This window comes from Natrinema sp. SYSU A 869 (genome assembly GCF_019879105.1).
Taxonomy (GTDB): domain Archaea; phylum Halobacteriota; class Halobacteria; order Halobacteriales; family Natrialbaceae; genus Natrinema.
The window spans coordinates 39,881-64,815 of sequence record NZ_CP082247.1; the positions used below are offsets into that span (position 1 = coordinate 39,881).

General features: G+C 63.1%; 20 protein-coding genes. 10 read left to right on the forward strand and 10 right to left on the reverse strand.

The annotated features are described in order from the left end of the window. Positions 1-244 precede the first annotated feature (244 nt). From K6I40_RS00140 to K6I40_RS00160, 5 genes are all read right to left on the reverse strand, one after another. The gene (locus tag K6I40_RS00140; protein ID WP_222912955.1) at positions 245-1,096 is read right to left on the reverse strand and encodes an MBL fold metallo-hydrolase; all 852 of its coding nucleotides are present in this window, start codon (positions 1,094-1,096) and stop codon (positions 245-247) included. Positions 1,097-1,294: 198 nt separating this feature from the next. Further along, complete coding sequence (locus tag K6I40_RS00145; RefSeq protein WP_222912957.1) at positions 1,295-2,134, reverse strand: NAD(P)-dependent oxidoreductase; 840 nt, start codon at positions 2,132-2,134, stop codon at positions 1,295-1,297. A gap of 81 nt (positions 2,135-2,215) precedes the next feature. Continuing rightward, on the reverse strand, positions 2,216-2,680 hold the full coding sequence (locus K6I40_RS00150) for a universal stress protein (protein WP_222912959.1): 465 nt from the start codon (positions 2,678-2,680) through the stop codon (positions 2,216-2,218). A gap of 188 nt (positions 2,681-2,868) precedes the next feature. Beyond that, positions 2,869-4,803 (reverse strand): ABC transporter ATP-binding protein, encoded by a 1,935-nt coding sequence (locus K6I40_RS00155; RefSeq protein WP_222912961.1) that lies wholly within the window; start codon positions 4,801-4,803, stop codon positions 2,869-2,871. Between the two features lie 159 nt (positions 4,804-4,962). Then, entirely contained in the window at positions 4,963-6,096 is a 1,134-nt protein-coding gene (locus K6I40_RS00160) for a mandelate racemase/muconate lactonizing enzyme family protein (protein WP_222912964.1), read from the reverse strand. A 129-nt stretch (positions 6,097-6,225) separates the two neighbouring features. Here K6I40_RS00160 and K6I40_RS00165 point away from each other — a divergent pair, with 129 nt between their 5' ends. Then, positions 6,226-7,161 (forward strand): dihydrodipicolinate synthase family protein, encoded by a 936-nt coding sequence (locus tag K6I40_RS00165; RefSeq protein WP_222912965.1) that lies wholly within the window; start codon positions 6,226-6,228, stop codon positions 7,159-7,161. A gap of 91 nt (positions 7,162-7,252) precedes the next feature. Here the strand turns inward: K6I40_RS00165 and K6I40_RS00170 are convergent, their stop codons facing one another. Next, entirely contained in the window at positions 7,253-8,497 is a 1,245-nt protein-coding gene (locus tag K6I40_RS00170; RefSeq protein WP_222912967.1) for a mandelate racemase/muconate lactonizing enzyme family protein, read from the reverse strand. A gap of 850 nt (positions 8,498-9,347) precedes the next feature. Between K6I40_RS00170 and K6I40_RS00175 the strand changes: the two genes are divergently transcribed. From K6I40_RS00175 to K6I40_RS00195, 5 genes are all read left to right on the forward strand, one after another. Further along, positions 9,348-10,283: a dihydrodipicolinate synthase family protein gene (locus K6I40_RS00175; RefSeq protein ID WP_222912969.1), complete on the forward strand. Its 936-nt coding sequence runs from the start codon at positions 9,348-9,350 to the stop codon at positions 10,281-10,283. Positions 10,284-10,519: 236 nt separating this feature from the next. Then, positions 10,520-11,638 (forward strand): pectinesterase family protein, encoded by a 1,119-nt coding sequence (locus K6I40_RS00180; protein WP_222912971.1) that lies wholly within the window; start codon positions 10,520-10,522, stop codon positions 11,636-11,638. 65 nt (positions 11,639-11,703) lie between these two features. After that, positions 11,704-12,426, forward strand: coding sequence for a ThuA domain-containing protein (locus tag K6I40_RS00185; protein ID WP_222912973.1), 723 nt, complete (start codon positions 11,704-11,706; stop codon positions 12,424-12,426). 159 nt (positions 12,427-12,585) lie between these two features. Continuing rightward, positions 12,586-14,304, forward strand: a complete 1,719-nt coding sequence (locus K6I40_RS00190) for an RICIN domain-containing protein (protein ID WP_222912975.1) — start codon at positions 12,586-12,588, stop codon at positions 14,302-14,304. Positions 14,305-14,543: 239 nt separating this feature from the next. After that, positions 14,544-16,955 (forward strand): DUF1349 domain-containing protein, encoded by a 2,412-nt coding sequence (locus K6I40_RS00195; RefSeq protein ID WP_222912977.1) that lies wholly within the window; start codon positions 14,544-14,546, stop codon positions 16,953-16,955. 63 nt (positions 16,956-17,018) lie between these two features. Here the strand turns inward: K6I40_RS00195 and K6I40_RS00200 are convergent, their stop codons facing one another. Further along, on the reverse strand, positions 17,019-17,705 hold the full coding sequence (locus K6I40_RS00200; RefSeq protein WP_345779361.1) for an enolase C-terminal domain-like protein: 687 nt from the start codon (positions 17,703-17,705) through the stop codon (positions 17,019-17,021). A gap of 205 nt (positions 17,706-17,910) precedes the next feature. After that, positions 17,911-18,570 carry a ThuA domain-containing protein gene (locus K6I40_RS00205; RefSeq protein ID WP_222912979.1) on the reverse strand — a complete coding sequence of 220 codons (660 nt, stop codon included), beginning with the start codon at positions 18,568-18,570 and terminating at the stop codon, positions 17,911-17,913. A 98-nt stretch (positions 18,571-18,668) separates the two neighbouring features. On the opposite strand from K6I40_RS00205, the gene K6I40_RS00210 reads away from it, so the two are divergent. Beyond that, positions 18,669-19,769 carry a Gfo/Idh/MocA family oxidoreductase gene (locus tag K6I40_RS00210; protein ID WP_222912981.1) on the forward strand — a complete coding sequence of 367 codons (1,101 nt, stop codon included), beginning with the start codon at positions 18,669-18,671 and terminating at the stop codon, positions 19,767-19,769. A 125-nt stretch (positions 19,770-19,894) separates the two neighbouring features. Then, a complete protein-coding gene (locus tag K6I40_RS00215) occupies positions 19,895-20,881 on the forward strand; it encodes an LLM class flavin-dependent oxidoreductase (RefSeq protein ID WP_222912983.1) in 987 nt (328 codons plus the stop codon). Here K6I40_RS00215 and K6I40_RS27495 read toward each other — a convergent pair. Further along, entirely contained in the window at positions 20,878-21,012 is a 135-nt protein-coding gene (locus K6I40_RS27495; protein ID WP_255681389.1) for a hypothetical protein, read from the reverse strand. The two genes, K6I40_RS00215 and K6I40_RS27495, sit on opposite strands and share 4 nt — an antisense overlap. Positions 21,013-21,101: 89 nt before the next feature. On the opposite strand from K6I40_RS27495, the gene K6I40_RS00220 reads away from it, so the two are divergent. Continuing rightward, complete coding sequence (locus K6I40_RS00220; RefSeq protein WP_222912985.1) at positions 21,102-21,794, forward strand: rhamnogalacturonan acetylesterase; 693 nt, start codon at positions 21,102-21,104, stop codon at positions 21,792-21,794. 135 nt (positions 21,795-21,929) lie between these two features. Here K6I40_RS00220 and K6I40_RS00225 read toward each other — a convergent pair whose 3' ends face one another. After that, entirely contained in the window at positions 21,930-22,697 is a 768-nt protein-coding gene (locus K6I40_RS00225) for an SDR family NAD(P)-dependent oxidoreductase (RefSeq protein WP_222912987.1), read from the reverse strand. A 382-nt stretch (positions 22,698-23,079) separates the two neighbouring features. Here K6I40_RS00225 and K6I40_RS00230 point away from each other — a divergent pair, with 382 nt between their 5' ends. Beyond that, a complete protein-coding gene (locus K6I40_RS00230) occupies positions 23,080-24,894 on the forward strand; it encodes an ABC transporter substrate-binding protein (protein WP_222912989.1) in 1,815 nt (604 codons plus the stop codon). Positions 24,895-24,935: the final 41 nt, after the last annotated feature.

A 24,935-nucleotide genomic window follows, 5' to 3' on the forward strand; every position in this document is an offset into this window, starting at 1 on the left:
TACCGACTTGATTTGAGCGTCCCGATTCGGTACGTCGGTTCCGTCGTCTCTTCCGGAACAATTCACACACTGACTGTACAGCCCCCGTTCGATCGGCCGCGTCCCCCGACCAGTAGCGACGATATGCCGCTCCAGAACGGGTTTCGATGTGTGAAGAACGGAGTTCGTCTTCGCTAGAACGGGTCTCGGGTCGATATCGACCTTCACGAGCGGACGCGGGCCCGGCATCTCGAACGACGGCCGCTCACTCGCTGCCAAGGTGGGTCGGCGGGACGATCCCGGGCCGGCCGAGTCGAAGGCGGTCGCCGACCTCGACGGTCTCGATCAGGTGGGGGTGCTCGAACGTTGTTGCGGCCGTCGAGAGCGCGTCTGGGTCTGCCTGGATCGATCGCCAGCGCCGCGAGTGTTCCGGAACCAGCCGATCGATCTCGAGGGCGTTGGCGGCCTCGATCACGTCCTGGGCATCGTTGTACAGTTTCCGACGCTCGACCTCGCCGTCCATCCTGATGCGGCCGCTGGTGCCGTAGGAGAGCATGCCCATGTCGATGTCGAACTCCGCACCGATCTCGTGGAACGCCTCGCAGGGACGGTTGTCGCCGCCGTGGAAGATTGTCCCCTCCTCGTGCTCGAGCACGTAGGTGACGCTGCCGTCGGCGTCGGGGTCGCGGCCGTCCCGAACGTGGATCGTCAGGTCGCCGACCTCGTAGCTGTCGCCGGGTTCGACGACCGCCTGCTGATAGTCCGCAATCTCGCTCACGTCGTGGTTCTCGTAACACTCGGCCGGCGCGTGGACCGAGCCGCCGTGGTCCAGCAGGGGGCCGAACGAGGGCGGCCAGAAGTGGTCGCGGTGGTCGTGCGTACAGAACACGGCGTCACAAGAGTCGGCCCACTGGGGTTCCATCGGCACCGGCGGTATCCGGGCGATGTACTCGCGGTCCCGCTCGGTGCTGAAGTAGGGGTCGATGTAGACGGCGGTCTCGGGCGTCCTGATCGCCCACCCGGCCACGCCGAGGAACCACAGCGAGACGCCGTCGACGTCGGCGCCGTTGATCTCCTCGCGGATCCACCACTCGCCCCAGTCGCTGTTGATCGTCATCGAGTCACCCGATACTTCGCGCTGTCGGTCTCGCTAGCACGGTCCATGCAGAACGGATCCGCTCGAGAGTGCGTAAACCTTTCGACGCAGACGATGAGAAAGCGGATTCTAGACCTGAACCGCCGTCTCGCTTCAGAGAGCAATTCCCTTTCTGCAGGGATGTCCTGAAGGATGGCGCTAGACTTAGTGAGAGCGTCGTTACGTCGGCGACGCGTCCCACTCCTCGCCGTCATCTTGGGGATCGTAGCCGATTTTCGCGCGAGCGTGCTCGAGGTCGTACCAGCGCCGACGGTTGTCGCTGACGCCGCTGAAGACATCGAATTCGACGCTGTCGTCCTCCAGGCAGCAGTCGATCTGGTGGGCGAAGTCCCGACGGGACTGCCAGGTTGCTTTCATCCGCGCGACCTGCTCCGCGTACGCGTCGCTGCCGCGTTCCCAGTCGCCCTCCTCGACGCCGATCTCGGCGTCGCCGTAGGGGTGATCGTACTCCTCGCTCCGGACGCTGCAGATCCGAAGCGCGTAGAACTGTTTCGGGTACTCACAGCCCTCGATGTAGTATCGACCGAGATCCTCGCCGAAGCTCTTGGAGGCACCATAGTAGGAGTCGGGGCGCACGGGATCGGTGTGATCGATGACGAGGTCGTGGTCACGCCCATAGATTTCGGGGGCGTTCTCGAGTTCGTACATCCCCATCACGTGGTTGGTCGAGCCGAAGACGACGGACTCGACCTCGGCCTCGCGGGCCGCCTCGAGGACGTTGTACATGCCGAGGATGTTGGGCTCGAAGATGTCGGTCCAGTCGCCGTCGGTGTATGGGTAGGCGGCGAGGTGGACGATGGCGTCCTGTCCCTCGCAGGCCTCGCGGAGCGTCTCGTAGTCCGCGATGTCGCCGACGACGGTCTCGTATCCGCTGTAGGGGTCGTCGTCCGTCCGGTCCGATCGGTTGTAGTACGTGAACTCATATCGATCGTCATCGTGGAGGTGATCGATGATCGCAGTTCCACACCGGCCGTACGCACCGGTCACTAGTACATCCATACGTCTAGCCCTTTCGGGGACACCATCAAAATATCGGTCCAGTAGCGCGAGTTCGAGGTGTCGATCGAGCCGTCAGCGCGGTCACTCCATCAGGACGGTCACCGGCCCGTCGAAGTTCAGCAGGACGCGCTGGGCGATGTCACCGAAAATTGCCTTCCCGGTCGGCGAGCGCTTCTGGCCGATGAGGAACGTGTGATCGCAGGCCAGCCGTTCTGCTGCAGACAAGATCTCGTCGTCGAGGTCATCCTTCTCAGTGATGACCGGCTCGATCCGGACGTCGATGTCGCCATCGATGTCGTTGAGGACGTCCTTAGTGAACTCCTCAGCGAACTTCCGCGTCATCGCCGTCGCGTCGGTCTCCTCAAACTTGGTTCCCTCCATTCGCTCGACCCACTCGATCGCGTCGTTGCCGTCCTCGGCTGCTTCGGGGGTCGTCCACGCTAGGACGACTAGTTCCGCGTTCCCGTTCTGGGCGAACTCGCCGGCTTCGGCGAGGAGTCGTCTGTGAGCCTCGGTATCGTCGATGACGACGAGTGCACGTTGCATACCACTCATCTTGGCTGGCAGTCTGATAAAGCTACCTCTGACTGAGACCTCGGATACCCGCGATACGCCGTCTACGGTCGTTCACCTAAGATGTTCACACCGGAGACGGTACCACATCCGAACAGCACCACCCAGTAGCCGAGGCGAACCGAGGGGAGTGAATGCGATCGACGACACCGTCCTCGCTCTCAGTCGTCCGCCTCGGCCGCCTCCGCTTCCTCGCCGTCATCGGTCTGGGATGCCCAGAGATCGGCGTACACGCCGCCGTCCTCGACCAGTTCCTGATGGGTGCCGGTCTCGATCACGTCGCCGTCTTCCATGACGACGATGCGATCCGCGTTCCGGATCGTCGACAGACGATGCGCGATGACGAACGCGGTCCGATCCGCGGTGAGCTCGTCGAGGTTCCGCTGGATGAGGGTCTCGGTCTCCGTATCGACGTCGCTGGTCGCCTCGTCGAGGACGATGACGTCCGGATCGTTGCAGATTGTCCGCGCGATCGAGACGCGCTGGCGCTGGCCGCCGGAGAGTTTGACCCCGCGTTCGCCGACCATCGTGTCGTACCCCTCCGGGAGCTCCGTGATGAATCGGTGGGCACCAGCGGCCATCGCCGCGTTCCGGATTCGCGTCTCGACGTCGTCTGGAACCTCGCCGGCGTCGGCCTCGAGAACAGTCCTGAACGCTTCGCCGTCGCCGTACGCGATATTCTCGCGGATCGTGCCGGAGAACATGTACGGGTCCTGTTCGACAACGCCGATCCGATCGCGGAGCGTCTGGAGAGAGTACGTCCGGACGTCGTTGTCGTCGATCATCACCGATCCCGAATCAACGTCGTAGAACCGCATGGGGAGTTTCAGGAGCGTCGACTTGCCGGAGCCGCTAGTCCCCGCGAAGCCGACCGTCTCGCCGGCTTTGATCTCGAGGTCGATCCCCTCGAGGATCCGTTCGCCGCCGTCCGAGTAGCTGAACGTGACGTCCTCGAAGGCGATGTCGCCGTCAAGTGAGACGGGGTCGGTCCCATCGGTCGGTGACTGGATGTCGGCCTCGTAGCCGAGCACGCCGAAGACGCGCTCGGCGCTCGATTTGGCCTTCTGGTAGTTGTTCGCGGTCTTGCCGATCCGCGTCATCGGGCCGTCGAGTTGCTGGAGATAGACGAAGAAGGCGACGAACGCGCCGGTCGACAGCCCGCCGGCGGTAATCGCGTCCCGGCCGCCGACGACGAGGATCGTGACGAACATCGCGCCGACGATCAGACGCAGCGACGCGAAAAACGCCTTCCGGATCGTGATCGCGCCGATCTTCTCGTCGCGGTAGCCGCGGCTCTGCTCGGCGACCCGTTGGTTTTCGACCTCGTAGCGGTCGAACGACTTCACGATCGCCGCGCCGCCGAGGTTGTTCGCCAGCCGCGTGTTCAGTCGCGCGACGAGTTCGCGAATGCGCTTGTACTTGGGTTCGATCCAGATGATGAACTTGGCCGTCACGACCGCGATGATCGGAACGGGGAGCAACACTAGGGCCGCGAGCCGCGGCGCCGTGTACAACATGTAGCCGCCGACGAGCGCGAAGATCATTATCGCCTCCGTGATCTGGCGAATCTCGACGTTGAAGAAGTCTTCCAGCCGATTGATATCGCTATTCAGGATCGACAGCATTCCGCCGGTCTGGTGGTTGTTGAAGAAATCCAGCGAGAGCCGCTGCATGTGGTCGTAGGTGTCCAGTCGGAGGTCATGTTGCAGGCGCTGGGCGGTCGTCTGGAAGAAGTACCGGGAACAGTAGTGACTGACCGCCTGCACGAGATAGGCGATCACCGTGAGCCCGCCCAGGTAGTACAGAAGGTTCAGCCGTTGGTCGACCTGTTCCGACGGAATCGGTTCGGACGGAACGAGCCCGATGACGGCGAGGATCCCGTCTCCCGTTCCCGACTGCGTGACGACCAGATCGATCGCGGCCGCGATCATCAGCGCTGGGAACAGCCGCGCTGCTCGGTTGATCATCGTCGAGATGACGCCGATGGTCAGCGGCACCCAGTATGGAACAGCGTACCGGAAGGCGTTCAGCATCGGGTTCCCGTCGACCTCGTCCCGAATGTCCTCGAAGCTACCGTGTGTGTTTGACGAATCCATGCGTTCGTGGCCTCACGATCTAGTTCCCGGACCGATAAGGGACCGTGAAACGGAAACGTTCGCCCCCTTCATCCGCATTGTCGTATCGGAGAGAATACGACTCCGAGAGTCGACAGCGGACGCTGTGGCCTGCGGCAGCGATGGTCCGCCGCTACTAGCTCAGTCGGCGCGATAGCGTTCCAGCGCGTCCTGATTGATCTCGATGCCCAGTCCCGGCTCCTGCGGGACGTCGATACTGCCGCCGGACGGATCGAAGTGCGTCTCGAGCAGTTCGCTGCGCATCGGGTTCTCGCTGCGGTCGAACTCGATCAGCATCGGCTCCGGGACGTTGCGCGTGTGGGGGTAGTTCGAGATACTGGCGGCGAACTGCACCGCGGCGGCCATGCCGACGGCGCTGTTCCAGATGTGGGGCCTGACGGCGACGTTCTCAGTCGAGGCCATGCCGGCGATCAGCCGCGCCTCCGAGAGGCCGCCACAGCGGCCGAGGTTCGGCTGGACAATGTCGACCGTCCGATCGTCGATCAGGTCTTTGAACTCGAACCGCCCGTAGTGGGCCTCACCGGCGGCGATCGGGACGTCGATTTTCTGCCGCAGTTCGCGGTAGCCCGACGCGTTCTCCGGCGGGACTGGCTCTTCGATCCAGGTCACGTCGTACTCCGCGATGGCCCGGGCCGACTTGACGGCCTGATGTGGCCGGTAGTTGCCGTTCATATCGACCATCAGGTCGGCGTCATCGCCCAGAATCTCCCGCGCCGTGCGCACGCGCTCGGCATCCGACTCGGGGTCGGCACCAATCTTGATTTTCGCGGCGGTAAAGCCCTCTTCGACGGCCTCGCGGATCGGCTCCGCGATTGGTTGATCCGCCTCGGTGAAGTACATCGTCGAGGCGTAGGGAGTCAGTTCCTCGCAGTGCGTGCCGCCGAGCAGCCGGTGGACCGGTCGGCCGACGCTCTTCCCGATGATGTCCCAGCAGGCGACGTCGATCGCGCTGACAGCGCTCTGGACGACCACGTCACCGCCGAAGTGGTACGGATCGGTGTAGGACTTTTCGGCGAGTGACTCGACCTCAAAGGGGTCCATGCCGACGATGTCGTCAACGAACATTGTTTCGATCGTCGCCGTCGCCATCGGTCCCGGGGCGAACGCCTCGCCCCAGCCGACGGTCCCGTCGTCGGTCTCGAGACGCACCAACGTCGTCCCGCGGTCGGTTCCGAACCCTCGCGCGTCGCCGAGCCCCTGTCCGTCGGGAAGCGAGTGTGCGAGCGGAATCGCCTGAATGTCCGTGATCTCCATAGCGAACCCGACAGACTCGCGTCCAATATAGCTTGCGTTGGTCCAAGTGATCGGTGGTAGGCACGCCGGACAAACCCGAGAGTCGGGGATACATTTATCACGTCAGTTCCACGTAGTAGCGACCACGACATGGCTAGAGCTGCCCTTAGCGAGCGTTTTCAGGACGTCGCCTTTACCACCGCTGTGCCGTTCAGCAACGACGGATCGGACGTGCTGTTCGACGACCTCGCCAATAACCTCGAGACACAGTACAACGCCGGCGCACGCCTGTTTATCCCCTGTGGCAACACCGGCGAGTACTACTCGCTAACCGACGAAGAGCGGATCGAGATCGTGGAAACCCACGTCGAGGCAACCGGCGACGAGGCGACGATCGCCGGCGGTGTCGCCGGCAGCATCCCGGAGGTCGAACGGCTCGCCGACGCCTACGAGGACGCTGGAGCGGACGCGATCATGATGATGCACCCCGACCACACCTACATGCACCAGCGCGGGCTGGCGAACTACTACCACCGGATCTGCGATGCGACCGACCTCGGCGTCGTCATCTACAAGCGCGGTCCCGAAGTGCCGCGAGACGTGATCGTCGATCTGAGCGAGCGCGAGAACGTCGTCGCGGTGAAGTTTGCGGTCAACGATATCAAGGAGTTCTCCCAGACCGTTGCGGACGCCTCAGGCGAGGTGACCTGGGTCAACGGGATCGCCGAGCGGTACGCGCTCTCCTTTGCCATCGAGGGTGCAACGGGGTACACCACCGGTCTCGGCAACTTCGCGCCGGAGGCAACGCTGGCGCTGTTCGACGCCGTCAAAGACGAGAACTGGGACCGGGCCAGGTCGATCCAGCGGCTGCTCCGTCCGATCGAGGACCTCCGCGAGGAACCCGGTGAGGGCAACGCGCTCTCGGCCGCGAACAACGTTCCCGTCATCAAGCACGGAATGGAACTCGCGGGATATGCGGGTGGCCCGGTCCGCGACCCGCTGGTCGATCTCTCTGCGGACGACGCGGCGCGTCTCGAGGGGTACTACGAAACCCTGCAGTCGATGCCGCTGCTGGAAGCGGCCTGAGTTCGGGGTACAGCGATAGCCGCCACGAGATGTCAGCGATAGCTGACGGACGACGGCAGAAAACCGCTCGAGAAAACCGATTTTCCGCGGCCTACTCTCCGTCGTAGTGGAACTCCGTCCACGGCCCGTCGACGAACGGGTACTCCTCGAGGACGTCGAGATCGACGTCGATGCCGAGTCCGGGCCCGTCCGGGACGGTCAGGTGGCCGTCCTCGATGGCCGGCTGGCCCTCAATGATATCGTAGGCGAGGTCAAACGGATACATCCCGGGATCGACCGCCGCGTCGGGGAGTGCCGGATCGTCCTCGAAAACGGGGTACTCGAGCAGTTGCACGTCGGGCGCTGCGGCGACGAGATGGGCGTTGGCCTGGAGGCCCAGCCAGGTGCCGAAGTTGTGTGGGACGAACTCGACGTCGCGGCCATCGCAGTACTCGATCGCGTCCCGGCAGCCGGTAAAGCCCTCGTGGTGGCGGACGTCGCCCTGCAGGAAGTCGACCGCACCGGTCTCACCGAGTTCGACCAGTCCGGCCGGGGACTCCTCGCTCTCTCCGCCGGCCAGCGGCGCGCCGGTCTCGGCCAGTTCGACGTAGCCCACGTGATCGTCAGGTTCGACCGGTTCCTCGATCCAGTAAGCGCCCCGCTCGGCAGCGTGTTCGACCAGCTCCCGGACAGTATCGCGACCGTAGGAATCGTGGAGTTTCCACCACGTATGGACGTCGAGCATGATTTCGATGTCGTCGGCCGCGTCGGTGAGCAGATCGACCGTCCTGCGGTCGCCGTTGGGGCCAATCCCGGGTCGGTACTTGTACCCGAAAAAGCCCTGCTCCTCGAGCGCCTCGGCCTGCTCGACGTACCCCTCCGGCTCCATGTACATCCCGGCGCTAGCGTACAGCGGCAGCTCGGTCGTCGGCTCAGTGCCGTACTCGTCGGCGAGCAGTTCGTAGATCGGTGCGCCCAGTTCCTTCCCGCGGATGTCATACAGCGCGACGTCGATGGCCGAGATCGCTTCTGTTCGGAGGTGAGCGGGCAGGTTCGTTTCGGCGAGCAGCTCATGGCCGTCGGTGATCTCATCGATCGATTCGCCCTCGAGCGCGTCGGCGACGGACTCCTCAACGACATCGGCGAACGTCCCCTGCGAATCGCCCTCGAAGTACTCGCGCATCGCGGAGCTGCTGGCTCCCGCCGTCGCGAATCCCTGGTGGCCGTCGCGAGTTTCCACGACGACGAGCACGACGTCCCGCTTGCGGAGTCGTCGCACTCCGCCGAAGAACGGACGGTCCTGGACTGGATCGATCGGCGAGGATAGAGCATACCCTCTCACATCGGCGATATCCATACCCGGCTCATTTTCGCCCGGCCGTATAAATCATCCGAGTAATTGAGCCAGAAGTCCCTGCGCTGCAGACGGTGATGTGGTATCACTCCACGTTCCAGTACGCGAGCGAATCAGGTCCAGCGTGGTGTAATCGAACAGTGACGGACAGGCTACTACGGGTGCTCGAGCACTGTCGCCCAATAGCCGAACGGGACTGTAAACAGCAGATCGAGACAATGCGATGTCACCGTCAGAACACCTGTTGTCGATAAGACAGAACATGGGATATCGTTCCCCCGACGGGAACTCGCGAACCGATTTCGAGGATACCGTCCGGCGAGAGGGACACCACTCGAGTTGGCCGCGGCCGGTTCGGTTGAGCCGGTGAGATCGCCCGACTCGAGAGCGGTGCCGACACTGAATCGTTCCCGAAGGGAGAACGATATGCGGACGACCGCTCTTCTCCAGTCGCCGTCTCCACGAGTATCGGTCGAGTTACCCGCGGCACAGGCTCGCTCCATCTTTGTCGGCGACGCTACGCCCGGAATCATCCCACGGCTCGCGAGAAACGGGCGTAATCGATATTTCCCTATTGCGAATCCATCGATACTGGGCGTTTCAGCGCTTTTCAGAGCGCTTTTCGTCGTCAACACTGTCTTCGTGCCAGTACGTTTCACCGAGGTATCCATTCATATGTAGACTGTTTACATTCGTACTCCTGTAATATCTATTTACATGTATATAGTTGTAAGGTTCGGGAAGCGGGAACAGCGGGACGCTGATCTGCGGGCGACGATGTCCGCACTGCACTGTAGCGTCACCGTGACGAACCGAACGCTTTTATTGGATGATTGTGTCTTTTCGATGGAACATGCTGAAAGACGAGTTTCGAGACCTGAAAGAACAGATTTCGGATGGGATCATTCCTGCGACGGCGAACCCGTGGACGCCTGAGTACGACCTGGTCAAAGACGATCTCCGACGACACGTCGACGACCTGGTTTCCGTCGACGGCATCAAGGCGGTCGTCGCCAACGCCCATACCGGCGAGACGAAGATGCAGGACGACGAAACCTACCGTGAGGTCATCGAGACCCACGTCGAAGCGGCGGGCGACACCCCCGTGTTCGCAGGCGTTTATGGTGAGAGCTCCATCGAGGCAGCCAAGCTGGCCGAGACTGCAAAAGCGGCCGGGGCGGACGGCGTCATGCTGCTGCCGCTCGATGTCTACTCCCACCAGATCCCGCAGGAAGCGATCAACCACTTCAAATACGTCGGCGAGACCGTCGATATTCCGCTGATCAACTTCCAGTTCCCAACGTGGGGGAGTTCCGGGCTGCCGATCAGCGCACACGTCGAGATCTGCAAATTGCCACACGTCATCGGATTCAAAGAGGCCTCCTTCGATCCCATCCGCTACGATCGGACGATCCGCGCGGTTGATCACCTCCGGGACGATTGTACGATGATGACCGGCAACGATACGTTCCTCATGCACGCCTACCAGCTCGGTGCCGAGACCGGGCTCATCGGGTACGCGAACCTCGTCCCTGATCTCCACGTCGAGAAGATCCGCGCCGTTCACAACGACGACATGGAGCGTGCCCGGGAGATCCGGAAAAAACTACTGCCGCTGACGAACCACGTTTTCGGCGAACCCGAAGGACGCTACCGTGCTCGAACGAAGGCCGCTCTCCAGATGCAGGGGGTCTTCGAGCACGACACCGTCCTCCCGCCACAGGAGCAGATCGACCACGAGGAGCGCGAGGACCTCCGGCGGATTCTCGACGACCTCGACCGGCTGTAACCGCCGCTTCGCCGTTTCGTATCAGTCACGTCGACGGCCCGACGAATTCAGACGGCTCCACGAAAGACGGTCGGTCGGTTTCTGAGCCGGCGACGTGACGCCTCGATACGCTGCGCTCTCCGTACTCACTGATAGGCGAGCGTCAGTATCCGTTCCGTCAGCGGACGGGGAGACCGGTCTCGACGTTGCTTTTTACCATGGTAAAATTTAACAACCATCGGGTGGTGTGAAATTTCATGGTCGACAACAATGCTCGAGAGAGTGAACGGTCGATATTGCGCAGACGAATGGTCGCCCTTGCAGGGACAGGACTGCTCGGCGCGATAGCCGGCTACAGTGGCGATGTCGAGGCGAGGCCAACGACGAATGGGTCACCGAACACGTCGGAATCGGCCACCGGGGACGGAGATGACGAGGAAGACAGTGCGGAGTCCGACTGTCTCGAGGATGGCGACTCCGACATCGTCGTCGCACAGGACGGCAGCGGCGACTATGAGACGGTTCAGGCCGCTATTGACGCGGTTCAGCCGGAGACATCCGACGAGACACGGGTGTACATCAAGGAGGGTCGCTACAAGGAGAAACTGGAACTTCCCGCAGACCGAACCGACGTGACGTTCATCGGTGAAAGCGCCGAGAACACGGTGCTTACGTACGACGATCACGCCGACAAACTCGACGAAAACGGCGACGAAATCGGGACGAGCGGGTCGTCGAGTTTCTTCGTCTGGGGGGACGACTTCACTGCGAAGAACGTCACCTTCGAGAACGCCGCCGACCCCGTCGCACAGGCCGTCGCGATTCGCATCGACGCCGACCGAGTCGCCTTCGATAACTGCCGCTTCATCGGTAATCAGGACACCCTCTATAATTTCGGCCGCAGGACGCGTCAGTACTTCAGAGACTGCTACATCGAAGGCGACGTGGACTTTATCTTCGGTCGCGCGACGGTGTTCTTCGAGGACTGCAAGATCGTCTGTAAGGACGAAGGGTTCATCGCAGCGCCCGCGCAGCCGGAAGAGGTGGAGAACGGATTCGTGTTCAAGGACTGTGATGTGGTTGGCAACGCACCGAGCGAGTCCGTCTACCTCGGCCGACCGTGGGAGCCGTACGGCCGAACCGTCTACATCGACTGCGATCTCGGCGACCATATCCGACCACAGGGCTGGGAGCCGTGGGACGAACCGGAGCACGGTGACAAGACGAAGACGGCCTTCTTCGCCGAGTACGACAATAGCGGACCGGGGTACACGCCCGATCAGCGCGCGGAGTGGAGCCACCAGCTCAGCGAGACGGAGGCCACAGAGTACACGAGAGAGAACGTCCTCAACGGCTGGAACCCGCGCGTCGTATAGAGGGACAGCAACTGCCACTCTCGAGGACAGAGGACTTATCCCGGATCGCCGGAAACGAATCAGGCATGGCGTTACAGGTCACGGTCTGGAACGAGAACGTCCACGAGCGAGAAGAGCCGGCAGTCGCCAAACGGTACCCCGACGGGATTCACGGGGCGATCGCGGACGCGGTCGACGGCGACGGACGAACGGTCCGAACGGCGACGCTGCAGGAACCGGAACACGGCCTGACCGAGGACGTCCTCGAGGACACCGACGTCCTGATCTGGTGGTCCCACTGCGCGAACGACGAGGTAACCGACGAGGTTGCCGACCGAGTCGTCGATCGCGTCCACGAGGGAATGGGCTTCGTCCCGGTTCACTCCGGAAAGAATTCGAAGCCGTTCAAACGCCTGATGGGCACCACCTGTAACATCAAGTACCGACACGGCGGCGAGACCGAGCGGATCTGGGCTGCCGACCCCGGACATCCGATCGCCGACGGGCTCGAGGAGTCGTTCGAAGTCCCCTCGACGGAGATGTACGGCGAGCCCTACGATATTCCGGAGCCCGACCGGACCGTGTTCATTTCGTGGTTCGAGGGCGGCGAGGTGTTCCGGTCGGGCGTCTGTTACCGCCGCGGTCGCGGACGCATCTTCGCGTTCCGCCCCGGCCACGAGGAGTACCCGATCTTCTTCCAGGATGAGATCCGGACGGTTCTCGATAATGCCGTCTCCTGGGCGGCCCCGACGGACGGGGCAGACGCTGTCTGGGGTGAAGTAGAACCGAGCGAACCGCTGGACGACTAACCGCGACTCGAGAGCGTGACGACCGAGTTTTCGCGACGTACCGAGGACTGATACCGCTCGGTGTAGCGACATCCGCTCGAGCCCATCGGGGTTGAATCTATCAGATATAGTCAGGAAAAATTATTTATACCTATTCGTGGTTGGACGAGTCGCGGTACCATGAAGCAAACCAGACGAACCTACCTGAAAGGAACGGCAGTATCGGCACTGATCGGTGCGGGAGCGCTCGGTGGCCTCGGCGGGTCGGCGGCGGCCCAGTCCGCGGGCAGTTCGCAGTTCGGCGTCAACGCCGGCTTCGCGGACACATCCTGGCTCAATGACGACGTCGACATCTATACCATCACTGAACCTACCCGTGCGGCCGTCGAAGAGGCGTTCCACGCGAGCGGTCCGCGTGTGGTCGTCTTCGAGACTAGTGGGACGATCGATCTCGGTAACGAGTCGCTTGCGATCACGGAAGACAACTGTTGGGTGGCGGGCCAGACCGCGCCCTCGCCCGGCATAACCTTCGTTAGGGGGATGTTGAAAGTCGACGCGAACAACTGCGTCGTCCAGCACATCCGCTCGCGAATCGGTCCCGGCGACGGCTCGATCCAGGGCAACGACGCGATCAACACGCAAGACGACACGCAAAACAACGTCCTCGACCACGTGACGGCGTCGTGGGGCGTCGACGAGTGTCTCTCCGTCGGCTACGACACGCAGGATACGACGGTCACCAACTGCCTCATCTACGAGGGGCTGTACGACCCCTATGGCGACGAGGCGGATCACAACTACGCGACACTGATCGGCAACGGTGCCTCGAACGTCACGTTCGCGGGCAACGTCTGGGCAAAGACGCGCGGGCGCGTTCCGCGACTCAAGAGTGACACCGAGACGGTCATCGTCAACAACCTCGCATACTTCTTCGATGAGTCTGCCAACATCGACAGTTCGGCAGTGACATCCTTCGTCGGCAACGGGTACACGGGACTCACTGACAATCAGGACCAGATCATCGAGGGCGACGGGACGGCCTACTACACGGACAACTACACCGTCGATCCGCCGCTGGACGATACCGACTTCGCCAGCATGGACAGCGAGAGTTCGCCGCCGCTGTGGCCCAGCGGCCTCAGCGAGATGCCGTCCAGCGACGTCGAGAGCCACAACCTCGCCAACGCCGGGGCGCGGCCGGCCGATCGAACGGGCAACGACGAGCGGATCGTCCAGGAGATCGCCAACCGGGCCGGTAACGATCGACTCGACTCGCCGTACGACTACTGGGTCGGCCATCAGGACGAGGTCGGCGGCTATCCGGAGCTGCCGGTCAATACCCGCTCGCTCGACGTCCCCGACAGCGGCGTTCGCGACTGGCTCGAGGGCTGGGCGCAGGCTGTCGAGGCGGGCAGTTCGCCTCCTGATTCGGGAAACGGTAACGGCAGTAACGAGGGGCAAAGCGGTCCGATCTCGACGGGAACCTACGAAATCGCCAACGTCAACAGCGGGCAGTTGCTCGAGGTGGCAAACGCCGACACGAGCGACGGTGTCAACGTCCAGCAGTGGTCCGCGACCGATCACGCTACCCAGCAGTGGCACGTCGAGGATACCGGGAACGGCGAGTATCTCATCCAGAACGAGAACAGCGGCCTCCTGCTCGAGGTCGCCGATTCGTCTACTGAAGACGGCGCGAACGTCCAGCAGTACTCGGATTCCGGGTGCGACTGCCAGCGGTGGCACATCAATGACGAGGGCAACGGTGAATACACGCTCGAGGCGGTCCACAGCGGCAAGGTTGCCGACGTCGAAGGGGCGTCGACCAGCGACGGTGCGAACGTTCTCCAGTGGTCCGACAACGGCGGTGCCAACCAGCGCTGGACGTTCGACTCGGTCTAAGGGCGACGAGACGACGGCGTCGGAACGCGCCGACGAACGGCGGCCCGGGTGATCATCGAAAGGGTCGCCTGGAACGCCAAGCGATATGCTGTCGATAATAGCGGTATCACGACGAGTACCGCTAAGACACGAGGAGACGTACCGATATTTATTTGTTCTAATTATATCTAAATTAATCTAGTATATATCTAGGAAAAACTTTTGTTATATTAGCTGTATTGTGATAGCGGTGTCAATAGATGACCCACAATAGACGGACGTTCATACGCGCACTCGGAGCAGGGAGTATCGGTACCGCCGTCGTGAGCAGCACCGCCGTCGGCCAAACGAGCGAAATTACAGTCGAGGGCGGCGGTTCGGATATCTGGAACGACGCGGACGAGTTCCACTACTACTTCACGGACGTCGGGGCGAACTTCGACGCGACCGTCAGGGTCGATACCGTCGAGGACACCGACGAGTATGCCAAAGCGGGGTTGATGCTCAGGGAGTCGCTCGACGCGGACGCAAAGAACGTGATGACCCGGACGACGCCGGATCACACGACCCTCCAGTGGCGACCGACGGCTGGTGGCGACTCGACGAGTCTCACGTCTGACGCTGGCGAGGACGAGAGCGAGATCGACGGCGGGACGATTGACGCCGCCTGGCAGCGACTCGTCCGGAACGGCGACACGATCCGGGCGTACGCCTCGGCGGATGGGACGAACTGGACGCTCATGGCTGAGCTCTCGCTGTCGTTCGGCGAGAGCGCCTTCTTGGGACTCGCGGTCACCAGCCACAACGCCGGGACGCTCTGTGAAGCGATGTTCTCGAATCTCGGCGGCGTCGCGCCCGTAGAGAGCCGGGACGTCGGCGATGTCGACGTCGCCGGGAGCGCATCCGGAAGCAGTTCCGGCGATACCGAACCGCTGATCGTGACGGGCTCGGCCACGAACATCACCTCGTCGTCAGCGACGGTCTCGAGTACGGTCTACTCGCTTGGCGGGGCCTCGTCGGCCGACATCGCCATCGAGTACCGTGAAGAGGGCAGGTCGTGGGCGATATCGGCGACGGAGACCGTCACCGAACCGGGTGCGGTCGATGTCGGCCTGACCGGACTCTCGCCCGAGACCGACTACGAGTACCGCGCCGTCGCCGCGGCGAGCGACGGCGAGTCCGACGACGGGACGGTCAGCTCGTTCGCGACTCCCCAGACGGATACGGATCCGACCGTTACCACCGGCACGGTGGTCGACACCGACTCATCATCGGCGACGCTATCGAGCACGCTCGAGGCCGTCGGCGGACAAGCAGAGACGGCGCTGGTCTCGTTCGAGTACCGCGAAACCGGCCAGGAGACGTGGCAGGAGTCGGGCGGTCAGACGCTCTCCGAGCCCGGCGAGTTCGAAACCACGATCTACGGACTGTCGCCAGAGACGGACTACGAGTTCCGGGCGGTCGTCGACGCCGATGACGGCGACACCGCCACGGGCTCGACGGCGACGTTCTCGACGACGACGGGCACCGAAGATGGCGGCTCGCACTTCGGTCTCGAGGACGGCTTCGCGAACGTAGACTGGTTTGATGACGACGTCCAGGTCATCAAAATCGAGGAAGCGGCCCTCGAGCCGATCCAGGAGGCGTTCACGACCGAGGGGCCGCGCCTGATCGTCTTCGAGGAGAGCGGCGTGGTCGATCTGGAGGGTGCCGACCTTTCGATCACGTACGGCGACTGCTGGGTGGCGGGTCAGACCGCACCCTCGCCGGGAATTACGTTCATCAACGGCATGGTCCAGGTCGAGCAGGATAACACCGTCGTCGAACACATCCGCGTCCTCCGCGGCGACAGGTCCGGCGGAGAGGGAACGGATCCGATGAACAGCCGCGACGGGGCCAACAACGTCATCTTCAACCACTGTTCGGTGTTTTGGGGACGCGACGAGAACATGTCGGTTGGCTACGACTCGACCGATACGACGATTGCCAACTGCATGATCGCGGAGGGACTCGAGGATCCCGAGGAGAACTCCAATGGGACGCTGGTCGGCAACGGCGCGGACAACGTCGCTATCCTGGGGACAGTCTACGCGAAGAACAACGATCGCAACCCGCGATTGAAAGAAGGCTCGCGGACCGTCGTCGTCAACGGACTCAACTACTACCATGACAAGGCCATCTGGATCGACGACGGCGCTGAGGCGTCGGTCGTGGGCAACGCGTACATCCACCGGTTCAGTTTCAGAGATCCGCTCGTCTTCGGTGACGGGAGCGTCCACATGGACGACAATTACGTCGCGGACCCGCCACTCGACGGGCGGCCGTTCGCCGACGTCGGAACCGAACTCGACTCGCCGCCACTGTGGCCGAGCGGCCTCGAGGCGCTGCCCGCCGGAGACGTCGAGAGTCACAACAAGACCTTCGCCGGGGCGCGACCGGCCGACCGGATCGATCAGGAGGAGAAGATCGTCGACCAGATCACCGAACGGTGGGGCTCGCTGGACGTCGATCCGAACGAAGACAACGCCGGGTTCTCCGACATCCCCGACAGCGCGGAGGAGGCCGGCGGCTACCCCGATCACGGCGGCACCACGCACACGCTCGACGTTCCTGACTCGGGGCTGCGCGCGTGGCTCGAGGAGTGGGCGCGAGTCGTCGAAGCGGGCAATTAGTCAGCGATCGAATCGCCGTCGTCGAGGACACCTTCGGCAACGGCACCCGGATCGCCGCGCCGGTCAGCGCTCGCCGACGCTTCCGTCGGCGCGGTGGCCCGGCGAGCGATCGAATCCGAGGTCCGTTCCCGCGAGTTCGCGGACGCGGTCCTCGTCGATATCGATCCCGAGGCCCGGTCCGTCGGGCAGTTCGAGGAAGCCGTCGGTCGGCTCGAAGATCCCGTCGTTCTCGACGTACCGCATCGCTTCCTCGTCGTCGACGATCACCTGCTCCTGAATCAGCGCGTTCGGCGCGACCGCATCGATCTGCAGCGAGGCGGCCAGTGCCAGCGGGCCAATCGGGCAGTGAGGCGCGATCGAGGCATCATACGTCTCGGCCATATCGGCGATCTTCTTTGTCTCGGTGATTCCGCCGGCGCTCGAGACGTCCGGCTGGACGACGTCGACCGCATCTGCCTCGAGGATTGGCCGGAACTCGCTCCGAGAGTAGAGTCGCTCGCCGGTTGCAATCGGAATCGTCGTCCCCTCGGCGATCCGGGGCAGTGCGTGGTCGTGTTCGGGGGTGACCGGTTCCTCGATGAACATCGGCTCGAACGCCTCGAGTGCCGTCGCGAGTCGGCGGGCCATTGCCTTCGAGGTGCGACCGTGGAAGTCCAGTGCGACATCGACCTCGGGTCCGACGGCGTCGCGGACCGCGCCGACGACCTCGCGTGCGCGCTCGACGGCTCGCTGTCGCCCGCGAAGTGCCACTTGGTGTACACCTCACCCCAGCCGACGCGTCCGTCGCTCGTCTCGAGTTTGAGGAACTGCCAGCGCGGCGGCACCGCGTAGAGCTCGTAGTCTGTAACGTGCATCAGTGCGGAATGTGACTGGTTCGCTCTTGAACGTTCCGACGATCTGAGGGCAAGAGACGCCACCCCGTCTCGATTTTCGGCCGATACTCGGCTGCAGGCCGCTATTCGGCGGCCGAGCCATCGGCCGCCCAGCGCACGCCGTTTCGCAGGAGCGCCCGCGTTCCGCCGGCGGTGATCGCAGGCCGATCGTGCCCGAGCGAACAGTAAAACACGCGTCCGTCACCGTACTCTTTCACCCACGAGACCGGCATGTCCCCGGTCTCGGGGTGGTCCATCCTCGCGAGCACCGTCAGGTCGTCGTCGCACTCGAGGACGTACGGCTCGTCCCACACGCGGAAGTCCTCGAGGTCGGCCGAGACGGGGTGGTGGCTGTAGACGATGTTCACGTCGAACGTCCCCTGCGACGGATGGGTAACGAAGTGGCCGCCGATAAGCTCCCGGAGTTCGGGCGCGGGCCCGTCCCGATTCTCCCCGTCGACGGTCGTCAGGTCCGACGCGCAGTGAACGCCCGCGTAGCCGTTGCCCGCCTCCAGGAACGACAGGAGGCCCTCGCGCTGCTCGTCAGTGAGCGTACTGTCGGTCGTGTAATCGACGAGCACGTCGTAGCCGTCGAGGTCGACCAACAAATCCCGGTCGGTCGTCAGATCGGCCTCGACGCCGGCTGGTGCGAGCGCGTCCTTGATCAGCGGTCCCATTCGCTCGAACCGGTGGAAGGGGAACCTGTTACCGCCCATGATCAGCGCCTGTTTCTCGGTTGGCATATCCGCAGGGATCAGTCGTGAACACTTATTTCTATGTCATTCAGCGGCCGTCCGATCTTGACCGAAGCTTTTTCGCCCGTCTCGTCGGGACGAGACGTATGGATTCAGTTCGGACTGGCGTTCTCGGCTGTGGAACGATCAGTGACGCGTACCTCGATGCGGACGATCGCTTCGACGGGTACGACATCGTCGCCTGCGCAGACATCGATGCGGAGCGGGCGGAGGAAACAGCCGACGAGTACGACATACGAGCGACCGATCCCGACGGACTGCTCGCCGCCGACGAGATCGAACTGGTCGTCAATCTGACGACGCCGTCGGTCCACCGCGAGACGTGCCGCGACATCCTGACGGCGGGCAAGCACGTCTACGTCGAGAAGCCACTGGCCGCTAGCTTCGGAGACGCCGAGGCGATCCTCGACACCGCAGCGGCGGAGGGATTACTGGTCGGGTCGGCCCCCGATACCGTCTTGGGTGCGGGATTACAGACCGCTCGCTCGGTCATCGACGACGGACGGATCGGCGAACCGGTAGGCGCGACAGCTGTCTGGACGTCGGGCGGACACGAGAGCTGGCACCCGTCACCCGACCTCTACTACCAGCGCGGCGGCGGACCGCTCTTCGACATGGGACCGTACTACGTGACCGCGCTCGTCTCACTGCTCGGCCCCGCCAGTCGGGTTACCGGGTCGACCGCCCGCACCGTCGAACAACGGACGATCACGAGCGACCCTCGCCGCGGAGAGACCATCGACGTCGAGGTTCCCACCCACGAGTCCGGGGTCATCGACTTCGCCGACGGGGCGGTCGCGAATATCCTGACGAGCTTCGATGCGCCCGGGCGATCGACGTTCGTGTCCCCCGCGTTCGAGATCTACGGGACCGATGGAACGCTCCGGCTCTCGGACCCGAACCGTTTCGAGGGTCCCGTTCGGCTCCGTTCGGCGGACGGCACGACGGAGGCGGTCGAGCCGACCCACGAGTACACCGACGGGCGGGGAGCCGGCGTCGCGGATCTCACGGCCGCTGTCCGCGGCGACTGGACCCACCGGACGAGCGGCGCTCTCGCCGGGCACGTCCTCGAGGTCCTCGACGGGATACGCGATGCATCGGACGAGGGGACGCACGTTTCCATCGGAACGGACATCGACCGCCCTAAACCGCTGCCGCCGACGTTCCCAGAACCGATCACGGACTAACCATTCCCCTCACTCGAGACGGGAAACAGTCGTCCGAACGGCGTCTGGAAAATTGGGCGATCGACACGGATAGTGAGCAACAGAAAATGTATATAGTAGCTGACCGCACTGTGTTATCGTAACGTATGAAATTCGGTATTTTCCCCATTGAGGGCGGCAGTCGATGGACGGGTGTCGTCGAGCAGTGCCAAGTAGCCGAGGAGGTCGGGTTCGAGACCTGCTGGGTCAACGATCACCAGGCGACGGAGGGCGACAACTACTGGCCCGCGCCGCTGACGCGCCTGACCAGCATCGCGCAGGGAACCGAGGACCTCGAGCTCGTGACGAGCGTGCTGATCCTTCCGTTGTACAAGCCCGTCGAGGTCGCCCAGCGTGCGGCGATGCTCGATAACATCTCTGACGGTCGGCTGACGCTGGGCGTCGGTCTCGGCTACGTCGAGAAGGAGTTCGATGCCTTCGACGTTCCGATGGACGAACGCGCGGGTCGGATGATCGAGGGCATCCAGTTCATCAAGGAGTTCTTCGAGTCCGACGGTCCCATCTCCTACGACTGCCCGTTCTTCTCAGTCGAGGACTGGCAGCCGCTCCCCGACACGGTCCAGCAGCCCCGACCTGAGGTCTGGATCGGTGGTTGGGGCGACAAGCAGATCGGTCGCTCCGTGAAGTTCTCCGACGCGTGGGTGCCCGGCGTCGTCGCCGACCTCGCTACCGTTGAGGACCGCAAGGAACTCCAGCAAGAACGCGTCGCAGAGACCGACCAGAACTGGGAGGAGATGTCCCACCCACTGATGCGCGAGGCCGTCATCGCCGAGACCGAAGAGGAGGTCATGGAGCGCAAGAAATACCTCCACACGACCTACCTTGACGAGTATGGCGGCGAGTTCTCCCACCCGCTGATGAACGCCGACAGCGTCGAGGACTTCGAGGAACTCGCGGACGACCGCTTCATCTACGGGACCCCCGAGCAGATCGTCGAGCAGATCGAAGCCATCCAAGAGCGGTTCCCCCTGAACGAACTCACCCTGCGCTTCCACCACTCCGGCATGCCCAACGACCTCGTCGAGGAACAGATCCGCCTGTTCGGCGAGGAAGTCATTCCCGCGTTCAACTAGTCGACCGCGTTCGATCCGGACGTCTCGAGCCATCCCTGCCCGCCGCCCGCTGCCCGTCCGACGCGGGCGTCGTAGGCACCGAATTCCCGGTACCGGGAGTGTCGTGAACGGTTGCTGACCGCCACCGTCACGGAGTGATTCCGACGCCCGCCGTGGATTTAGCGAGACAGACCGGCCAGTGCCAACGCTTATGTATTTCAGTCCGACTACCGCTACCTGAATGTCGTCCGAGCTGATCACTGTCCACCTGATCGGGGATTCCACCATGGCCGACAAGGCGGCGAGCGATCGCCCCGAAACGGGCTGGGGAACACCGTTCACCGACCGCTTCGATGACTCGGTGACGGTGAAAAACCACGCCCGCAACGGGCGCAGCACCCGCACCTTCTTAGAGGAAGGGCGCTGGCAGCCCGTCGTACGTGACTTGGCCGAGACCCACTACGTGTTCGTCCAATTCGGTCACAACGACGAGGTGCCCTCGAAAGAACAGTACACGCCCGAGGAGGAGTTCGAAGTCAACCTCGAGAAGTTCGTCGCCGAGACGCGCGAACACGGGGCAGAGCCGGTGCTACTCACGCCCATCGCGCGCCGTCACTTCGACGAGAATGGCACCCCGAAAGACACCCATCGGGTCTATTCGGAGTTGACACGAACCGTAGCACGGGCCCGTGACGTGCCGCTCATCAACGCGGACGAGCGGAGTCGGTCGCTCCTGCGCGAACTGGGGCCGGAAGAATCGAAATCCCTCTACCTCCATCTGTCGCCGGGCGAACACCCCAACTATCCCGACGGCAAATCCGACGACACGCACTTCAGCGAGTACGGGGCTCGCCGGATGGCCGAACTGGTACTTGACGGGATCGAAGAACTGAATCTCGGGCTGGCTACCCACATCGTACCGGACAATCGGTGACCGGCCTGCTCCGGCCGGTCGAGTCTCGATCACTCCGATCGTCTCGCCGTGTGAGCCTCTCCGCCGCGATCCATCGAACGGACCCGTCTCTCAGCAACGGAGTCGATCGAGTTAGCCGATAATTTCAATACGCAGTCAGTTACTCGTCGGGCCCCAGGCGTTGGCCATCCAGCCGCCGTCGGCGCGGAGGACCTCCCCGGTGATGTAGTGGTCGCCGCCGGCGAGGAAGCGGACGCAGTTCGCGACCTCTTCCATCGTTCCGAACCGACCGAGCGGCGCCCGCCGGTGTACGTCCTCGTCGGTGTAGCCGGCCGCGTCCTGGGTCTGTTCGGTGATGTCCGTGCGGATGAACCCCGGCGCCAGCGCGTTCACGTGCACGTCGTGTTCCGCCAGTTCGGTCGCGAACACCCTGGTCAGATTGTCCACGCCGGCCTTCGAGGCGCAGTAGGGAGCCCGCTGTGCGAACCCCTGCTGGCCGATCATGCTGCTGATGTTGACGATCTGCCCGCCGGTCCCCTGCTCGACCATCTGCCGGCCCGCCGCCTGCATCCCGAAGAAGACGCCGGTCAGGTTCACCTCGATCACGTTCCGCCAGTCGTCGGGATCCATCTCGAGAGCGGGGCCGATGACGGTGTTCCCGGCGTTGTTCACCATGACGTCGAGCGAGCCGAACTCGTTGACGGCGGCGTCGACGAGCGCCTGAACCTCGTCGCGATCACTGACGTCCGCTCCGATCCCGACGGCCATCCCGCCGTCGGCGACGATCTCCTCGGCGACGGCCTCGGCGCGAGCGCCGTCCCGGGAGTTCGTGACGACGTTCGCGCCCTCCGCGGCGAAGTGTTCCGCGAGTTCCTTGCCGATTCCCTTGCTCGAGCCGGTGACGATGACAGTGCTGTCGTCCATGCGCTATCGTACTCGTCTCGGAACGCCGGTAAAACGTTTGCCACACTGTCCGTAATCCGGCGCCTATCGGTCGTCGCTCCGATTCGGCCGATTCGCCGTCGATATCACGACGGCGTCGACCCTCGCGAATCGCCGTCCGAACTGCTAGCGACGCGTTCAGTCCACTCACTAACCTATAAATACCACTTCGTGTAACTGTTTCTCGTGATGCGAGATACCGACTCTCGAGGAAGTCGGCCGAACCGACGAGACATCCTCGAATGGGGCGGTGAGTGCGATAGCAGTGGGTGGAAGACGCCGAACAGTGACTGCTTCGAGACCGGTTTGTCCGTCACTGACACCCATCCGTAACTATATATACCCCCTTCTATGACTAGAGAGCATGCCAGATGGTAACAACCATCGGAGTGGCGATCATAGCCGACGAGACGTCCTCAAATACGGCGCTGCGGGTGGCACGGCCCTCGTTGCCGGATGCCTCGGCGGGAGCAGTAGCACGGACCGATTCCGCGTCTTCGACCCGGAAACGAGTGGGACGCTTCCGTCCCAGCGCCACTGTAACCCATTCAACCCGACCCAGCGCGGAACGTGGCATCCGGGAGCACTCATCTGCGACCGCCCCGTGATGTACAGTCCAGCGGAGGTCGAGGCCTATCCCCTGATCGCGACCGACTGGGAGATGACCGACGACACCACGCTGGAGATGACGTTCAGCGATGAGTGGACCTGGCACAACGGCGATCAGCTCGTCGCCGACGACTGGGTCATGCAACTGCAGATGACGCTCGCGATTCTGGAGTTCCAGGCCGAGGACGGCGAGCGACCCCACCAGTTCATCGAGTCCGCCGAGGCACCCGACGAGCAGACGGCGCGGATCAGCCTCTACGATCCGATCCCGGAGACGGTCGCGGTCCAGAACGCCACCGCCGACATCCTCGGCGACGAGGGTCGCGGCATCTTCACCAAACACGACGACGACCAGTGGAGCGACTGGCACCAGCAACTCCAGGAGGCTGACGACTCCGAGATGGAGGCTCTCGTCGGTGAGCTCACGTCGGAGTCGTATCCGCTAGTCGAGGACGCGGTCGGCAACGGTCCGTTCCAAGTCGCCGACATCGGAGATAACGTCATGGTCTTCGAGAAGTACGAGGATCATCCGAACGCCGACAACCTCAACTTCAGCGAGTTCTCGATCCACCTCTACCAGACCGACATCCCAACTCAGCCGTACGTCAACGGCGAGGTCGACGGTGCACATAACGAGTTCCCCGTGAAGGACGACGTTACGAGCCAACTCCCCGACGGGCACACGCTCGTCAGGGAAAACCTGTCGACCAACAAGCTGCTCACGTTCAATTGCGGCCACAGCGTCTCCTACGACACGCCGTTCGAGAGCGCGAACGTCCGCAAGGCGGTCTGTCACGTCTTCGACCGCCAGCAGGTCACCGGGGTCCTCGAGGGCGTCAATCAGATATTCGACTGGCCGCCGTGTCGCGTCCCGGGGACCACTCTGGAGAGCGGTTCCCACGACGCCGCAGAGTGGGTCGGGGATTTCACCAAGTACGGCCAGAACGACACCGAGCGCGCCGCCGAACTCCTCGAGGGAGAGGGGTACACGCTCGAAGACGGGCAGTGGTACACGCCAGACGGTGAAGTCTTCGAGATCGATATCATGAACGGCTCCAAGCAGAAGCATATCGGCGTCCTCAAGGAGAATCTGAAGGGGTTCGGCATCGAGACGAATCAGGAGCAGGTCGACGATGCGACGTTCGACGAGCGCCGCCACGCCGGCGAGTATGACATGATGCCCGACACGTCGTCCGCCAACGGCGTCCGAGCGATGTGGGAACTGGACCTCGTGCCGACCTGGATCCAGTCGATCACGCACTTCGACCCCCAGGCGGAAATTCCGCTGCCCGTCGGCGATCCCGAGGGCTCGAGCGGGACGAAGACGTTCAACATCGAGGAACACATCCGGGACTGGCAGATCACCGACGACGACCAGTACCACCGCGAGCTGCTGTGGTGGTGGAACCAGACCGTCCCGCAGATGGAGGCGATGTTCCAGCCCGACGCCGGTGCCTACAACGGCGACAACTGGACGATCGACGGGCCGGACGGTATCCTCCACGGGGTCGACGACGCGCTGTACCTCGTCACCAAGACGGACGAAGCGACGATGACGTATACGGGCTGATATTTGGTTTCGTCGTCTCGAGCGAAACTGTCGTCGGACCG

Excerpts from the sequence above, each read along its gene's own strand:
- K6I40_RS00140 (WP_222912955.1), bottom strand. The coding sequence starts at position 1,096 with ATGACGATCAACAGCGACTGGGGCGAGTGGTGGATCCGCGAGGAGATC.
- K6I40_RS00145 (WP_222912957.1), bottom strand. The coding sequence starts at position 2,134 with ATGGATGTACTAGTGACCGGTGCGTACGGCCGGTGTGGAACTGCGATC.
- K6I40_RS00150 (WP_222912959.1), bottom strand. The coding sequence starts at position 2,680 with ATGCAACGTGCACTCGTCGTCATCGACGATACCGAGGCTCACAGACGA.
- K6I40_RS00155 (WP_222912961.1), bottom strand. The coding sequence starts at position 4,803 with ATGGATTCGTCAAACACACACGGTAGCTTCGAGGACATTCGGGACGAG.
- K6I40_RS00160 (WP_222912964.1), bottom strand. The coding sequence starts at position 6,096 with ATGGAGATCACGGACATTCAGGCGATTCCGCTCGCACACTCGCTTCCC.
- K6I40_RS00165 (WP_222912965.1), top strand. The coding sequence starts at position 6,226 with ATGGCTAGAGCTGCCCTTAGCGAGCGTTTTCAGGACGTCGCCTTTACC.
- K6I40_RS00170 (WP_222912967.1), bottom strand. The coding sequence starts at position 8,497 with ATGGATATCGCCGATGTGAGAGGGTATGCTCTATCCTCGCCGATCGAT.
- K6I40_RS00175 (WP_222912969.1), top strand. The coding sequence starts at position 9,348 with ATGCTGAAAGACGAGTTTCGAGACCTGAAAGAACAGATTTCGGATGGG.
- K6I40_RS00180 (WP_222912971.1), top strand. The coding sequence starts at position 10,520 with ATGGTCGACAACAATGCTCGAGAGAGTGAACGGTCGATATTGCGCAGA.
- K6I40_RS00185 (WP_222912973.1), top strand. The coding sequence starts at position 11,704 with ATGGCGTTACAGGTCACGGTCTGGAACGAGAACGTCCACGAGCGAGAA.
- K6I40_RS00190 (WP_222912975.1), top strand. The coding sequence starts at position 12,586 with ATGAAGCAAACCAGACGAACCTACCTGAAAGGAACGGCAGTATCGGCA.
- K6I40_RS00195 (WP_222912977.1), top strand. The coding sequence starts at position 14,544 with ATGACCCACAATAGACGGACGTTCATACGCGCACTCGGAGCAGGGAGT.
- K6I40_RS00205 (WP_222912979.1), bottom strand. The coding sequence starts at position 18,570 with ATGCCAACCGAGAAACAGGCGCTGATCATGGGCGGTAACAGGTTCCCC.
- K6I40_RS00210 (WP_222912981.1), top strand. The coding sequence starts at position 18,669 with ATGGATTCAGTTCGGACTGGCGTTCTCGGCTGTGGAACGATCAGTGAC.
- K6I40_RS00215 (WP_222912983.1), top strand. The coding sequence starts at position 19,895 with ATGAAATTCGGTATTTTCCCCATTGAGGGCGGCAGTCGATGGACGGGT.
- K6I40_RS00220 (WP_222912985.1), top strand. The coding sequence starts at position 21,102 with ATGTCGTCCGAGCTGATCACTGTCCACCTGATCGGGGATTCCACCATG.
- K6I40_RS00225 (WP_222912987.1), bottom strand. The coding sequence starts at position 22,697 with ATGGACGACAGCACTGTCATCGTCACCGGCTCGAGCAAGGGAATCGGC.
- K6I40_RS00230 (WP_222912989.1), top strand. The coding sequence starts at position 23,080 with ATGCCAGATGGTAACAACCATCGGAGTGGCGATCATAGCCGACGAGAC.